Origin of the sequence: Klebsiella pasteurii (genome assembly GCF_018139045.1) — a bacterium.
GTDB lineage: Bacteria > Pseudomonadota > Gammaproteobacteria > Enterobacterales > Enterobacteriaceae > Klebsiella > Klebsiella grimontii.
The window spans coordinates 3,593,981-3,608,655 of record NZ_CP073236.1; the positions used below are offsets into that span (position 1 = coordinate 3,593,981).

Annotated in this window: 12 protein-coding genes; 3 read left to right on the plus strand and 9 right to left on the minus strand. The window is 57.8% G+C overall.

Annotated elements, in window-relative coordinates; all coding sequences use genetic code 11:
* The first annotated feature begins 61 nt into the window (after window positions 1-61).
* Window positions 62-1,528 carry a dipeptide/tripeptide permease DtpB gene (gene dtpB / locus KCG39_RS16975; RefSeq protein WP_049123330.1) on the plus strand — a complete coding sequence of 489 codons (1,467 nt, stop codon included), beginning with the start codon at window positions 62-64 and terminating at the stop codon, window positions 1,526-1,528.
* A 133-nt stretch (window positions 1,529-1,661) separates the two neighbouring features.
* Here the strand turns inward: dtpB and rsmJ are convergent, their stop codons facing one another.
* From rsmJ to gntX, 5 genes are all read right to left on the minus strand, one after another.
* On the minus strand, window positions 1,662-2,441 hold the full coding sequence (rsmJ, locus tag KCG39_RS16980; RefSeq protein WP_142446994.1) for a 16S rRNA (guanine(1516)-N(2))-methyltransferase RsmJ: 780 nt from the start codon (window positions 2,439-2,441) through the stop codon (window positions 1,662-1,664).
* A 7-nt stretch (window positions 2,442-2,448) separates the two neighbouring features.
* The gene (prlC, locus tag KCG39_RS16985) at window positions 2,449-4,491 is read right to left on the minus strand and encodes an oligopeptidase A (RefSeq protein ID WP_142468092.1); all 2,043 of its coding nucleotides are present in this window, start codon (window positions 4,489-4,491) and stop codon (window positions 2,449-2,451) included.
* Between the two features lie 209 nt (window positions 4,492-4,700).
* Entirely contained in the window at window positions 4,701-6,017 is a 1,317-nt protein-coding gene (gene gntT / locus KCG39_RS16990) for a gluconate transporter (protein ID WP_004126272.1), read from the minus strand.
* 330 nt (window positions 6,018-6,347) lie between these two features.
* Window positions 6,348-6,923 (minus strand): Fe-S biogenesis protein NfuA, encoded by a 576-nt coding sequence (nfuA, locus tag KCG39_RS16995; RefSeq protein ID WP_004126273.1) that lies wholly within the window; start codon window positions 6,921-6,923, stop codon window positions 6,348-6,350.
* Between the two features lie 58 nt (window positions 6,924-6,981).
* Window positions 6,982-7,656 carry a DNA utilization protein GntX gene (gene gntX / locus KCG39_RS17000; RefSeq protein WP_004126274.1) on the minus strand — a complete coding sequence of 225 codons (675 nt, stop codon included), beginning with the start codon at window positions 7,654-7,656 and terminating at the stop codon, window positions 6,982-6,984.
* Between the two features lie 38 nt (window positions 7,657-7,694).
* On the opposite strand from gntX, the gene bioH reads away from it, so the two are divergent.
* Together bioH and KCG39_RS17010 are read left to right on the plus strand one after the other, a co-directional pair.
* A complete protein-coding gene (bioH, locus tag KCG39_RS17005) occupies window positions 7,695-8,477 on the plus strand; it encodes a pimeloyl-ACP methyl ester esterase BioH (RefSeq protein ID WP_004126275.1) in 783 nt (260 codons plus the stop codon).
* Between the two features lie 111 nt (window positions 8,478-8,588).
* A complete protein-coding gene (locus KCG39_RS17010; RefSeq protein ID WP_004106665.1) occupies window positions 8,589-8,858 on the plus strand; it encodes a YdgH/BhsA/McbA-like domain containing protein in 270 nt (89 codons plus the stop codon).
* 220 nt (window positions 8,859-9,078) lie between these two features.
* Here the strand turns inward: KCG39_RS17010 and feoC are convergent, their stop codons facing one another.
* The 4 genes from feoC to KCG39_RS17030 form a co-directional block, all read right to left on the minus strand.
* Window positions 9,079-9,315 carry a [Fe-S]-dependent transcriptional repressor FeoC gene (feoC, locus tag KCG39_RS17015; protein WP_004126276.1) on the minus strand — a complete coding sequence of 79 codons (237 nt, stop codon included), beginning with the start codon at window positions 9,313-9,315 and terminating at the stop codon, window positions 9,079-9,081.
* A 9-nt stretch (window positions 9,316-9,324) separates the two neighbouring features.
* A complete protein-coding gene (gene feoB, locus KCG39_RS17020) occupies window positions 9,325-11,643 on the minus strand; it encodes a Fe(2+) transporter permease subunit FeoB (protein ID WP_004126277.1) in 2,319 nt (772 codons plus the stop codon).
* 27 nt (window positions 11,644-11,670) lie between these two features.
* Complete coding sequence (feoA, locus tag KCG39_RS17025; RefSeq protein WP_004126281.1) at window positions 11,671-11,898, minus strand: ferrous iron transporter A; 228 nt, start codon at window positions 11,896-11,898, stop codon at window positions 11,671-11,673.
* A 411-nt stretch (window positions 11,899-12,309) separates the two neighbouring features.
* On the minus strand, window positions 12,310-14,640 hold the full coding sequence (locus KCG39_RS17030) for a Tex family protein (RefSeq protein WP_142446995.1): 2,331 nt from the start codon (window positions 14,638-14,640) through the stop codon (window positions 12,310-12,312).
* Between the last annotated feature and the right edge of the window lie 35 nt (window positions 14,641-14,675).

The following is a 14,675-nucleotide window of genomic DNA, read 5'->3' on the forward strand; positions in this document are numbered from 1 at the left end:
TTCAGCGCGTTTTGGCATACGCGTTCATACTTTTCCGGACAGGACTTAAAGGCGAAGAAAGATGAATTCAACCGCACCGACAGGCTTGCTGCAGCAACCTCGCCCATTCTTCATGATCTTTTTTGTGGAACTATGGGAGCGATTTGGCTATTACGGCGTACAGGGCATCCTGGCTGTATTCTTTGTTAAACAGCTTGGTTTTTCTCAGGAGCAGGCATTTATTACCTTCGGCGCGTTTGCCGCGCTGGTCTACGGCCTTATCTCCATCGGCGGCTATGTCGGCGATCATCTGCTGGGTACGAAACGTACGCTGGTTCTGGGCGCGATTGTGCTGGCAGCGGGCTACTTTATGACCGGCCTGTCGCTGCACCAACCCAATTTGATTTTCATCGCGCTGGGGACTATTGCGGTGGGAAACGGGCTATTTAAAGCCAACCCGGCGAGCCTGCTATCTAAGTGCTATCCGCCAAAAGATGCCCGTCTGGATGGCGCCTTCACGCTGTTTTATATGTCGATCAATATCGGTTCGCTGCTGTCGCTCTCGCTGGCGCCGGTGATTGCCGATAAGTTCGGCTACGCGGTGACCTACAACCTGTGCGGCGCAGGGCTGATCGTCGCCCTGCTGGTTTACTTCGCCTGTCGAGGAATGGTGAAAGATATCGGCTCTGAGCCGGACCGCAAGCCGCTAAGCCTGCGCAATCTGCTGTACGTGCTGGCCGGAACGGTGGTCATGATTTTTCTCTGCGCCTGGCTGATGCATAACGTCAAAATCGCCAACCTGGTGCTGATTATCCTCTCGGTGGTGGTGACGATTTTTTTCTTCCGCGAGGCCTTCAAGCTGGATAAGACCGGACGCAACAAAATGTTCGTCGCCTTTATCCTGATGCTGGAAGCGGTGCTGTTTTATATTCTGTACGCGCAGATGCCCACCTCACTCAACTTCTTTGCGATCAACAACGTCCACCATGAAATTCTCGGCTTCGCGATTAATCCGGTGAGTTTCCAGGCGCTAAACCCGTTCTGGGTAGTGGTTGCCAGTCCGATCCTCGCCGCTATCTATACGCGTTTGGGTAATAAGGGCAAAGATTTGACCATGCCGATGAAGTTCACCCTCGGTATGTTCCTGTGCGCGCTAGGCTTTCTGACGGCCGCCGCCGCGGGAATGTGGTTTGCCGATGCCCAGGGGCTGACCTCGCCGTGGTTTATCGTGCTGGTCTATCTGTTCCAGAGCCTGGGGGAACTGCTGATTAGCGCTCTGGGGCTGGCGATGGTCGCCGCGCTGGTACCGCAGCATCTGATGGGCTTTATTCTTGGGATGTGGTTCCTGACGCAGGCCGCCGCGTTCCTGCTGGGCGGCTACGTGGCGACCTTCACCGCCGTACCGGACAATATTACCGACCCGCTACAGACGCTGCCGATTTATACCGATGTCTTCAGCAAAATTGGCCTGGTGACCCTGGGCGTAACGGTGGTCATGGCGATCATGGTGCCGTGGCTGAACCGGATGATTAATACAAAAAGCGCGTAAAAACGCGGCCGCCGACAAGGTTTCCCGGATTGCGGCTAACGCCTTATCCGGGCTACACCCCCCAGACCGCACGAACCCATAGCCCGGGCAAGGCGCGATGAGCGCCGCCCCCGGGGGAAGCACGCACGCTATTTCAGTCAGAAACATGCCCGGATTGTGGCTCAACCGCCGTTCCGGCGTATATATCAAACCGGTGGCCTTTGGTCACGACCGCGTTCGGCGTCGCCACGTCCGCCAGCGGCGGCGCGTAGTCCGGTCGCTTAACCACTACCCGTTTGCTCGCCAGCCGTCGCGCCGGTTCCAGCAGACCATCGGCGTCTAAATCCGGCCCCACCAGCGACTGAAATACCCGCATCTCTTTCTTCACCAGCGCGCTTTTCTGCTTATGCGGAAACATCGGGTCGAGATAGACCACCTGCGGACGCGGGGTGATATCGGTCAGCGCCGTCAGGCTGGAAGCGTGGATCAGCTGCAACCGCTCCTGCAACCACGGGCCGATCTCCGCATCGGCGTAGCCGCGCGCCAGGCCATCGTCGAGCAGTGCGGCAACCACCGGGTTACGCTCCAGCATCCGCACGCGACAGCCCACGGAGGCAAGAACAAAGGCATCCCTTCCCAGACCGGCGGTCGCATCGACCACATCCGGCAGGTAGTCGCCTTTGATGCCCACCGCTTTCGCCACCGCCTCGCCGCGGCCGCCGCCGAACCTGCGCCGATGGGCCATCGTCCCACCGACAAAATCGACGAAGATGCCGCCAAGCTTCGGCTCATCGCGCTTGCGAAGCTCCAGATGCTCGGGCGTCATCACCAGCGCCATCAGGTTGTCCTCATCCTGCTCCAGCCCCCAGCGGTCAGCCAGAACGGATAGGGCGCCGTCTCCGGCGCCCGCTTCATCAATTAAACAAATTTTCACAACAGGATTAACTCTTAATACCGTAATGCTCAAGCATCGCGTCCAGCTGCGGCTCGCGACCGCGGAAGCGTTTGAACAGGACCATTGGCTCTTCCGAACCGCCGCGGCTAAGGATGTTGTCGAGGAACGACTGGCCGGTTTCGCGATTGAAGATCCCCTCCTCTTCGAAGCGCGAGAAGGCATCCGCCGCCAGCACGTCGGCCCACAGGTAGCTGTAGTAGCCCGCCGCATAACCTCCGGCGAAGATATGGCTGAAGGCGTGCGGGAAGCGGCCCCACGACGGACCAGGAATCAACGCGATCTGCTGCTTAATTTCCGCCAGCGTTTCGAGGATTTTCGCGCCCTGCTGCGGGCTGAACTCTGCATGCAGGCGGAAGTCGAACAGACCGAACTCCAGCTGGCGCAGAATAAACATCGCCGCCTGGTAGTTTTTCGCCGCCAGCATTTTCTCCAGCAGCTCCTGCGGCAGCGGCTCGCCGGTTTCGTAGTGGCCGGAGATAAACGCCAGCGCTTCCGGCTCCCAGCACCAGTTTTCCATAAACTGGCTCGGCAGTTCGACCGCATCCCACGGTACCCCGCTGATGCCGGAGACGCCAGCGGTATCGATACGGGTCAGCATATGGTGCAGACCGTGACCAAATTCGTGGAACAGGGTGATCACTTCATCGTGGGTGAACAGCGCCGGCTTACCGCTGACGGGACGGTTAAAGTTGCAGGTCAGATAAGCGACCGGCTTTTGCAGCGTGCCGTCAAGCTTGCGCATCTGGCCGACGCAGTCATCCATCCACGCCCCGCCGCGTTTGTGTTCGCGGGCGTAGAGATCGAGGTAGAAGCTGCCGCGCAGCTCGTTATTTTCATCATAGAGTTCGAAGAAGCGCACCTCAGGATGCCAGACGTCAACGTCAGTACGCTCTTTCGCGGTAATGCCGTAAATACGCTTAACCACTTCGAACAGGCCGTTAACGGCTTTGTTTTCCGGGAAGTACGGGCGCAGCTGTTCATCGCTGATGCTGTAAAGATGCTGCTTCTGTTTTTCACTGTAGTAAGCGATATCCCACGGCTGCAGCTCATCAACGCCGCATTCGGCTTTGGCGAAGGCGCGCAGCTGAGCCAACTCTTTCTCACCCTGCGGACGGGCGCGTTTGGCCAGGTCGGTCAGGAAGTCGAGCACCTGCTGCGGATTTTCCGCCATTTTGGTCGCCAGCGACTTATCGGCATAGCTGTCAAAGCCCAGCAGCTGCGCCAGTTCATGGCGCAGGGCAAGAATTTCCGCCATCACCGGGCCGTTATCCCATTTTCCGGCGTTCGGCCCCTGGTCGGAGGCACGGGTGGAATACGCGCGATACAGCTCTTCACGCAGCGCCTGATTGTCGCAGTAGGTCATCACCGGCAGATAGCTCGGGATATCCAGGGTCAGCAGATACCCTTCCTGCTCTTTGGCTTCAGCCTGGGCTTTCGCCGCGGCAAGCGCGCTTTCCGGCATCCCGGAGAGCTCGGACTCATCGGCGATCAGCTTGGTCCAACCCATGGTCGCGTCGAGCACGTTGTTGCTGTACTGATTGCCCAGCTCGGAGAGGCGAGCGGCGATTTCGCCGTAGCGTTTCTGCTGCTCTTTCGCCAGGCCAATACCGGAGAGTTCAAAATCACGCAGCGCGTTATCGACCGCTTTTTTCTGCGCGGTATTCAGGGTGGCGTAATGGTCGCCGTCGCGCAGGTCGCGGTACGCTTTGTACAGACCTTCATGTTGCCCAACCCAGGTGCTGTACTCGGAGAGCAGCGGCAGGGTTTGTTCGTAGGCTTCGCGCAACTCCGGGCTGTTTTTAACCGAGTTCAGGTGGCTGACCGGAGAAAAAAGGCGCCCCAGCACATCGTCCACTTCCGCCAGCGGCTGGCAAAGATTTTCCCAGGTATACGGCGCCCCTTGCGCCACCGCGCGCTCTACCGCCGCCCGGCAGTCATCCAGCGCTTTAGTGACCGCGGGGACCACGTGCTCGGGTTTGATTGCAGAAAATGGCGGTAATGAAAAAGGCGTCAGTAATGGATTGGTCATATGCGCAGTCCTGTTGAATAGGGTGAATGAAGCGCGCGTCCCGCGCTGTAGCATGGGATCTAGAATGGGGGATAGTTGGGTGAATTTCAATGTCAGGCGCCGCGCGCAGGCGGGTATTACTGCGATAAGTCTGGCCGTTGTGGCCATCACGCATAAAAAAGCCGGGTTCGCATCGCGGCGACCCGGCCCGTTTTAAGGCGATAACTGGCTTACACCACCATACCCAACAGCAGGCAGCCGATCAAACCGCACACGGAGATAATGGTTTCCAGCACTGACCACGACTTAATGGTCTCGCCGATGGTCAGGTTGAAGTATTCCTTAAACAGCCAGAAGCCCGGATCGTTAACGTGGGAGAAGATAACGCTGCCGGAGCCAACGGCGATAACCATCAGTTCAGGGCTCACGCCGGTGCTGGCGATCAGCGGCGCGGCGATACCGCCTGCGGTGATAGCCGCAACGGTGGCGGAACCCAGCGCGATACGCAGAACCGCAGCAATCGACCACGCCATAAACAGCGGGGACATATTGGATTCATGCATGATAGAGGCGATGTATTTATCCATCCCGCTATCGACCAGCACCTGCTTGAAGGCGCCGCCGCCGCCGATGATCAGCAGCATCATGGCGATGATTTTGATCGAGGAGGTCAGCGTATCGTTAATCTGCTCCATTGAACGACCGCGGTTGAGACCGAAGGTGAACATCGCGATCAGTACCGCGATCAGCGTCGCCATCACCGGGTCGCCGAAGAATTCAGCGATCGGCAGGAAGGCGTGGCCTTTCGGCAGAACCATCTCGGCCACGGCGCGCATCGCCATCAGGATAACCGGGACCAGCGAGGTCCAGACGCTGACGCCAAAACCCGGCATCTCTTCTTCAGTGAAGGTTTTCGGGTTATGCAGCCCTTCCGGAATCGGCTTATCGATGCCTTTCAGGAAGCGCGCATAAACCGGGCCCGCGAGGATAACCGTCGGGATCGCCAGAATCGTACCAAACAGCAGGGTCTTGCCCATGTCGGCATGGAAAATAGTGGCAATCGCCGTCGGGCCCGGGTGCGGAGGCAGGAAACCGTGCGTCACGGAGAGCGCGGCCGCCATCGGCACGCCGATATAGAGCAGCGGGATACCGGCGGATGCGGCGATGGTAAAGACCAGCGGCAGCATCAGTACGAAGCCCACTTCATAGAACAGGGCGAAGCCGACGGTAAAACCGGTCAGCACAACCGCCCATTGAATATGTTGTTTACCAAATTTGGCAATCAGCGTGGTGGCGATACGCTGCGCACCGCCGCAGTCCGCCAGCATTTTACCGAGCATCGCGCCGAAGCCCATGATCAGCGCGAGGCTGCCGAGGGTTCCCCCAACGCCGTTTTTGATGGAGACGATAACTTTATCCAGAGGCATACCCTGCATGAGCCCGACGGCAAGTGCCACCAGAACCAGAGCGATAAACCCGTTCAGCTTGAAACGGATCATCAGCAACAATAACAGGGCAACCCCGATAGCAACGATGACTAATGGCATGATTTACCTGGCCTTAATTTGTTATGGGTAACGTCATAGTTTCAACATTGACTTCATCCGTTCCGACCGGAACAAAAAATGTCTGACGCCGTAGAAGCTGGCTTTATCCTTACCCAGAGAAAGGATAGCTGGCTATTTTTTTATCTGTGGCGCCTGAAGTGAATGATACGGGTAACATATGAAGTTTGAGAATCACCTGGGCGGTGAAAATTTCAAATATGAGACTTAAGTCATACTCTTTCCCGGGTTTTTGCCGGGTCGCTTAGCGGGGAATGTTGCGCGGTAACATGGGGGAGCCGCCCGGCTGCGCAAAGGCAACCGGGCGGATAATTAGTAGTAGGAGTGCTCGCCGCGCTGGTGTTCGGTCAGATCGCGTACGCCTTTCAGTTCCGGGAACTCGTTTAGCATCTGCTTCTCGATCCCTTCTTTCAGCGTCACGTCGACCATCGAACAGCCGTTGCAGCCGCCGCCGAACTGCAGGATCGCCAGGCCATCTTCGGTGATTTCCATCAACGTGACGCGCCCGCCGTGACCGGCCAGCTGCGGGTTAATTTGCGACTGCAGCAGGTACTCGACGCGCTCCATCAGCGGGGCATCGTCGGACACTTTGCGCATCTTGGCGTTTGGCGCTTTCAGCGTCAGCTGGGAGCCCAGCTGGTCGGTAACAAAATCGATTTCAGCGTCTTCCAGATACGGCGCGCTAAGTTCATCGACATAAGCGGTGAGCTGTTCAAACTTCAGCGCGGTATCGGAATCTTCCACCGCATCCGGTGGGCAGTAGGACACGCCGCACTCGGCGTTAGGGGTGCCGGGATTGATCACAAATACGCGAATTTGTGTCCCTTCTTCCTGATTTGCCAGCAGTTTGGCAAAGTGCGCTTGTGCAGCATCGGAAATACGGATCATAGCGTTGGCCTAATAGTTGACTATTTTACTGGGTTATAATACGCCCATCAGCAGGGGTCTACAAGGTACGGCATATACACCATACCTGAACCGTCGCGGCGCCGTTTCGCAAAAGCAGGCGGGATATCTCGGCGACGGTGCTTCCGGTTGTGACGACATCATCCACAATGGCGATATGGTGACCCTGTAGCGACAATTCAAGCTGAAAGGCGTTTTTCAGATTCTGTTTACGCAATCTGGCGCTGAGCTGATGCTGGGTGCCGGTACGGCGCCGACGGGTCAGCGCGTCGCTACGCCAGGCGCTGCCCAGCCAGCGGGATAGCGGCCGACACAGCAGGTCGCTCTGATTAAACCCCCGCTTCCACTGGCGCCGCTGCCAGAGCGGCACGCTAATTATCCGGTCCGGGCGGGGAAGATCCCGACGCAGGCGAATGCGCAACAGCAGCAGACGCGCCAACGCCGGGGCCAGCTCGGGCCGCTTATTGAATTTCAGCTGGTGAATCAGGCCGCTCAGCGGCGGTCGATAGTCATTCACCGTCACCAGCCGCTGCCACGGCGGCGGTTTTTGCAGGCAGCGCCCGCAGGGCAGCGCGCTTGATTGGGCCGGCAGGCCGCACTGCGGGCACAGCGGTTCAGACGCCAGCAGCGCCGACGTGCATCGCGAGCAGATCCCCCAGTCGGCGATGGCTAGCGGCATTTGGCATAGCCAGCATAAGCTGTGTGCTGTTAGCATATTTCCCCCTCATATTGGTGGAAAGAGAACAGTAACTGATGAAAACGATCGCGTGGCAGACCACGGGCGAAGGAAATTGTCATCTTGTGCTGCTGCACGGATGGGGGCTGAATGCCAAAGTGTGGGATTGCATCACGCCGCAGCTGGCTTCGCATTTTACGCTGCACCTCGTCGATCTTCCTGGCTATGGCCGCAGCGGCGGCTTTGGCGCGATGTCGCTGGAAGAGATGGCGCAGCGGGTGCTGGAAAAAGCGCCGGATCGCGCGATCTGGCTAGGCTGGAGCCTCGGCGGGCTGGTGGCCAGCCAGGTCGCGTTATCCCATCCCGATCGCGTGCAGGCGCTGGTCACCGTCGCCTCTTCCCCCTGCTTCAGCGCTCACGACAGCTGGCCCGGCATTAAGCCCGACGTGCTGAGCGGATTTCAGCAGCAGCTGAGCGAAGATTTTCAACGCACCGTCGAACGCTTTCTGGCGTTGCAAACCATGGGTACCGAAAGCGCGCGTCAGGATGCGAGAGCGCTGAAGAGCACGGTACTGTCGCTACCGATGCCGTCGCCGGAGGTTTTAAACGGCGGGCTGGAGATCCTCAAAACCGCCGATTTACGCCAGCCGTTGACTACCCTCGACGTGCCGTTTTTGCGCCTGTACGGTCGCCTGGATGGCCTGGTGCCGCGTAAAATCATCCCGGTTCTCGATGCGCTGTGGCCAAAAAGCACGTCGATTGTCTTCGATAAAGCCGCCCATGCGCCATTCATTTCACATCCGCAGACGTTTTGCGCTCCGCTGATTGAGCTGAAGCATGAGATCGATAAATTTTTTTAGCGGGACGTGGTAAAAACGCAAGGTGCAGCAATACTTAGGTTGTTGCGGGGGTTGACTATTTCACGCCGGACCCGTGACCTAAAAAAAACAACCTAATGGAGAGTAGAGGCTATGAAACTTGTTACAGGAATTGTTGCATCTCTGGTGATTGGCTCCCTGTCCTTCGGCGCATTCGCCGCCAAGGAAATTCAAAAAGACGAAGTGGCTAAGATGAACCTGACCAAAATTGGTTCTATTACCACCTCAAGAACGACCTCTCCGATGGATGCAAAGCGCGATCTGTCGAAAAAAGCGGATGAGCTGGGTGGCACCTATTTCGTGGTGATTGCAGGCGAGAAGAACGAGAAAACGGTTCACGCTAACGCGGACGTCTACAAGTAAGCCAGAAAGCGGGTCTCAGGACCCGCTTGCAGCCCTGGGCCCGGAGGCGTCGCGGTGAGACTGTACGCGCTCCCCACCCCAAAACCGTACAAATCTGTGATTGAATCTCCCGGGTCGCGGCGTAAACGCCTTACCCGGGCTACCAGACTCAAACCGCACAGGCGTGTAGCCCGGATAAGGCGTAAGCCGCAATCCGGGGAAATCAACCTTTACATACCCATCAGCGCAGCGACCACCACTCCCGCAGGCAGGCTTTGCCTTCCGGGCAGCTTTTACAGCTGCCGGAGAGGCAGCCATCGGCATCCTCGGTCACTTTCACCGCTTTACCCATCGCTTCCAGGCGGCTCAGCATCGCGTCGATCAACGGCTGCGGCGCTTGCAGGCGGGCGCTGAGCTGCTTTGCGTCCATCCTCCCCTGCAGGGCCAGCATATCGCGCACATCAATTAACGACGCCATCATCGCTCCTTAGTGACAATCGCCAGCCGGACTCTGGCAGCAGGACGACGGCGTTTTGCGCGTCGCCAGCAGCGAGACGTCCACCCGGCTACGTGCTCTGCGCAGCAGGCCGAAGACCACAATATTAAATAACACAACGGCCAGAATGCACACCAGGCTATAGCGCGGATGCTGGCTAAAGCTGACGGTCTGGTAGTACAGCGTAGAGAGCGAGTAAGCGATATTCAGCCCCCACAGAACCGAGAACATCATCCAGCCACGGCTCGACTCACGGGCAATCGCCCCCATGACCGAGATGCAGGGAATATAGAGCAGGACGAAAATCAGGTAGCTGTACGCCGCAGCGGCGCTACCGAATTTGCTGCCCATCACGCCCATCGCGCCGGTTGCCATTTCGCCGTCGCCTTTACTGGCTTCGATAGGGTTGGCCAGCACGCTCAGGCTAAAGGTGTCTTTCAGGCTCTGCCAGGTCTCATCTACCGCGGCCAGTAGCTCATCGCCGAGGTTAAACGCCTGCGGATTAAACGCTTCGTTCTGGATATCTTCGGCGGTGTAGAGGGTGTTCAGCGTCCCGACCACCACTTCTTTCGCCATCGCGCCGGTAAACAGGCCGACGGTCGCCTGCCAGTTATCCTCATGTACGCCAATCGGCTTAAACACCGGGGTAATCACCCGGCTGACCGACGCCAGCGCCGAGTCGTTGATGTTATCGACGATCTTACCGTTCAGCGAGAAGCTGTTCAGCGCGCTGAGGAAGATACTGACGATGACGATAACTTTACCTGCCCGCAGGACGAAGCCTTTCAGGCGCTGCCAGGTCTGGATGAGCAGGCTTTTCACGTGCGGAACGTGATACACCGGTAGCTCCATCACAAACGGCGATGCTTCGCCGCGCATAATGGTATGCTTCAGCATCAATCCGGTCGCAATCGCCATCACAATCCCCAGCACGTACAGGGAGAAGACCGCCAGCGCGCCGTTCTGGCCGAAAAAGGCGGCGGCGAAGACAGCGAAAATCGCCAGCCGCGCGCCACACGACATAAACGGCGCCATCATAATGGTCATTAGACGCTCGCGCGGCGCATCAAGCGTACGCGCGCCCATCACCGACGGGACGTTACAGCCAAAACCTACGATGAGCGGCACGAAGGATTTCCCCGGCAGACCCAGCGCCTGCATCAGGCGGTCCATGACAAACGCCGCCCGCGCCATATAGCCAGAGTCTTCAAGGAAAGAGAGGAACAGGTACATCATGCCGATCTGCGGCACCAGCGGCAGCACGGTATTGATACCGCCGCCAATCCCCTGGGCGAGAAACACCGTCAGCCAGTCCGGGAAGTGAAGAGAGTAGCCAATCCACTGTATGCCGTGAATAAAGATAGCGACGGAACCGGCATCAAAAATAGGCTGCAGCGCGCCGCCAATATTAATCGCCAGCAAGAACATCAGATACATAACGAACAGGAAGACCGGCAGGCCGAGGAAGCGGTTGAGGATCACTTTATCCATCGCTGTGGTAAAGCGGCTGGGCTCGGCAGTGAGGGTATTACTGACCGCATCGCAAATGGCGGCAATGCTTTGGTAGCGGGCATCGGCGATGTGCAGCGCAGGGTCATCCAGCTCTTCGCTCAAATTCGCCAGGGCTACGTCCAGCTTGTGGGCGGCGTCTCCGGCGAAGGCGCGACTATAAATATCGCCTTCAAGCATCTGTAAACCCAGCCAGCGGCGCTGGCGCGGCGGAATGTCCGCGGCCATTATCTCCGCCAGCTTGTCCGCCTCCCGCAGCAGCGGCCGCGGATAGTGCACCAGTTCAATATCCTGATTCTGCTGATGGCGGTCGATAGCCATTTTCAAGGCTTCGATACCGCGCCCGCGGGTGGAGACCAGCGGGATCACCGGGCACCCGAGGCGGGCGGCCAGGGCGTCGACATCAATGCGGATGTTCTGTTTTTCCGCGATATCGAGCATATTCAGCGCGACCACGCAGGGGATGCCGAGCTCCAGCAGCTGTAGCGTCAGATAGAGGTTACGCTCCAGATTGGAGGCATCGACCACGTTTATCAGCATGTCGGCGTCGCCGCTGAGAATATAGTGGCAGGCAATCTGCTCATCCAGCGAGGTTTGCGAGGAGATGGTGGTCAGGGAATACGTGCCAGGAAGGTCTACCAGCGTGACCTGATGATCGGTGGTGTTGAAGCCACCCTCTTTGCGCTCAACGGTTACCCCCGCCCAGTTCCCGACACGCTGGCGCGCGCCGGTGAGCTGGTTAAACAGCGTTGTTTTCCCGGAATTTGGATTACCAATTAAACCAAGGGTTAATTTTTTCATATTCATACTCTTAGTGCCGGTCAGGCATTATTGTGCAACCGCTTCCAGCTCAATTAACGCAAGATCCTTTTTACGTAATACCAGGCTAACGCGTCGGGTTTCAATATGAATAGGGTCGCCGAGCGGCGCCACGCGGACCACATTAAAAGACGACCCCGGCAGCATCCCGAGGGACAGCAGCTTCTGCCGATATGCCGGACTAATATCGCGGGAGAAGCCGGTGATTTTCCACGCACTATCAGGTGTGAATTGCATAGGACCTACTTGTTTATCGCCAACTGAAAAGAGAGTTTTCCGTATGCGCCGGAAACGCGGCGCCAGGGACCGTAGCCAACGAAGAATAAAAAATATTCAATGGAAATAATGATAATGAGAATAGTTTTTATCATCAATACATATAATGCGCTCGATTCTTTTTTTAAACAGAAAATTGAGCATTTGTTGATATTGAGCAAACTCTATTTTGTCATGGCCGTAGCGAGAATCATTATTTCTGCTTAGCAAATGTTTAATAAAGGTGTCATTGGTTAATGAAATGAAAATAATAATCTCATTATCCGCAATTCGCGCTTATTAAGAGGTTATAAGAAAATACTGATGCTTGTTTGCGCAATATGGCGAAGAGCAGAGGAGAAACGGCCCCTCAGAAAAGGGGCCGGAAAGAGACTAGCGTTTTTTACCCATTGCCGCCGCCAGCGCGTCCATCATCGCGCTGTTGCCCGCTGGCTGCGCTTCGCGACCGCGAGGTTTAGCGGCCTTCGCCGCCGGGCGGTTACCCTGAGGACGATCGCTTCCGCCGCCGCGGCGCGCGTTGCTGTCGCCAGGCTGTTCGTCCAGACGCATCGTCAGCGCGATACGCTTCCTCGGCAGGTCGACTTCCATCACTTTGACCTTCACGATATCGCCCGCTTTGACCACCGTGTGCGGATCTTCAACGAACTTATTCGACAGGGAAGAGATATGCACCAGGCCGTCCTGGTGAACGCCGATATCGACAAACGCGCCGAAGTTGGTGACGTTGGTCACCGCGCCTTCGAGGATCATCCCCGGCAGCAGGTCGTTCATGGTCTCTACGCCATCGGCGAACTGGGCGGTTTTAAACTCCGGACGCGGGTCGCGGCCCGGTTTTTCCAGCTCTTTGATGATGTCGGTCACCGTCGGCACGCCGAATTTCTCATCGGTGAAATCAACGGCTTTCAGATTACGCAGTTCGCCGCTGTTGCCCATCAAATCTTTCAGCGCCTGCTGAGTCGCCGCCAGAATGCGCTCCACCACCGGATACGCTTCCGGGTGCACGGTTGAGGCATCCAGCGGGTTGTCGCCGTGGTTGATGCGCAGGAAGCCTGCGCACTGCTCAAACGCTTTCGGCCCCAGACGACTCACCTTCAGCAGCTGCTGGCGGTTCTGGAACTGACCGTTCTCATCGCGCCAGGAGACGATATTCTGCGCCATCATGCGGGTCAGACCGGCAACGCGGGTGAGCAGCGGGACGGAAGCGGTGTTCAGGTCGACGCCGACGGCATTCACGCAGTCTTCCACCACCGCGTCCAGCTTACGCGCCAGCTGGGTCTGGCTGACATCGTGCTGATACTGGCCGACGCCGATAGATTTCGGATCGATCTTCACCAGCTCGGCCAACGGGTCCTGCAGACGACGGGCGATAGAGACCGCGCCGCGCAGGGAAACATCGAGATCCGGGAACTCCAGCGCCGCCAGCTCGGAGGCTGAATACACGGACGCGCCCGCTTCGCTGACGATAACCTTTTGCGCGGTCACTTTCGGGAACTGCTTCTGCACGTCGAGGAAGAAACGCTCGGTTTCACGCGAAGCGGTACCGTTGCCGATAGCCACCAGCTCAACGTTGTACTTTTCACACAGCGCGGCAACCGCCACCGCCGCTTTAGCGGCCTGCCCGGTATGCGGGTAGATGGTATCGGTAGCCACCAGCTTGCCGGTACCGTCAACAACGGCGACTTTAACGCCGGTGCGCAGACCCGGATCGAGGCCCATGGTGGCGCGCAGCCCGGCCGGCGCGGCCATCAGCAGGTCGTGCAGATTGCGGGCGAAGACGTTAATTGCCTCATCTTCCGCACGTTCGCGTACGGTACCCATCAGTTCGGTTTCGAGGTGCATCAGCACCTTGATGCGCCACGTCCAGCTCACCACGCCCTTACGCCAGCTGTCCGCCGGGGCGTTGTTCAGGCGCAGGCCGAGATGGTCGATAATGATTTGCTCGCCATGGCTCTCTTTCGGCGGCTCGTCGAACTGCGGGTCGGCATTTAAAGAGAGCTGCAGCACGCCTTCGTTGCGGCCGCGGAACATCGCCAGCGCGCGGTGCGACGGCACGGTGGCGATCGGTTCGTGATGGTCGAAGTAGTCGCGGAATTTCGCCCCTTCCTCTTCCTTACCGATGACGACGGTCGCCACCAGGTGGGCGTTTTTCCATAGATAGTCACGCACTTTTGCCAGCAGGGCGGCGTCTTCCGCAAAGCGCTCCATCAGGATATAGCGCGCGCCGTCGAGAGCGGCTTTGCTGTCCGCGACGCCTTTATCGGCGTCGATATATTTGGCGGCTTCGGTTTCCGGGTCGTGGGACGGTTCGTTCCACAGCAGCTCAGCCAGCGGCTCCAGCCCTGCCTCAATGGCGATCTGTCCGCGGGTGCGGCGCTTCGGTTTGTACGGCAGGTAGAGGTCTTCGAGTTCGGTCTTACTCAAGGTCCCGTTGATGGCTTTTTCCAGCGCCTCGGTCAGTTTGCCCTGTTCGCCGATGGACTTCAGGATTGCCTGACGGCGATCTTCGAGTTCACGCAGATAACCGAGGCGGGTTTCCAGATTACGCAGCTGCGTGTCATCCAGACCGCCGGTGACTTCTTTACGATAGCGTGCGATAAACGGCACGGTGTTCCCTTCATCAAGCAGGCGAACGGCAGCTTCTACCTGTTCAGCTCTGGCCTGAAGTTCACCCGCAATAATGCGGCAGAGCGAATCATTCATCATCGGTTTAATTCATCTTTAGGATCAAAAATCAGGGG

Bases quoted from the DNA above. Each gene is read 5' to 3' on its own strand.
- dtpB (WP_049123330.1), top strand. From the start codon at position 62: ATGAATTCAACCGCACCGACAGGCTTGCTGCAGCAACCTCGCCCATTC.
- prlC (WP_142468092.1), bottom strand. From the start codon at position 4,491: ATGACCAATCCATTACTGACGCCTTTTTCATTACCGCCATTTTCTGCA.
- gntT (WP_004126272.1), bottom strand. From the start codon at position 6,017: ATGCCATTAGTCATCGTTGCTATCGGGGTTGCCCTGTTATTGTTGCTG.
- nfuA (WP_004126273.1), bottom strand. From the start codon at position 6,923: ATGATCCGTATTTCCGATGCTGCACAAGCGCACTTTGCCAAACTGCTG.
- gntX (WP_004126274.1), bottom strand. From the start codon at position 7,656: ATGCTAACAGCACACAGCTTATGCTGGCTATGCCAAATGCCGCTAGCC.
- bioH (WP_004126275.1), top strand. From the start codon at position 7,695: ATGAAAACGATCGCGTGGCAGACCACGGGCGAAGGAAATTGTCATCTT.
- KCG39_RS17010 (WP_004106665.1), top strand. From the start codon at position 8,589: ATGAAACTTGTTACAGGAATTGTTGCATCTCTGGTGATTGGCTCCCTG.
- feoC (WP_004126276.1), bottom strand. From the start codon at position 9,315: ATGGCGTCGTTAATTGATGTGCGCGATATGCTGGCCCTGCAGGGGAGG.
- feoB (WP_004126277.1), bottom strand. From the start codon at position 11,643: ATGAAAAAATTAACCCTTGGTTTAATTGGTAATCCAAATTCCGGGAAA.
- feoA (WP_004126281.1), bottom strand. From the start codon at position 11,898: ATGCAATTCACACCTGATAGTGCGTGGAAAATCACCGGCTTCTCCCGC.
- KCG39_RS17030 (WP_142446995.1), bottom strand. From the start codon at position 14,640: ATGATGAATGATTCGCTCTGCCGCATTATTGCGGGTGAACTTCAGGCC.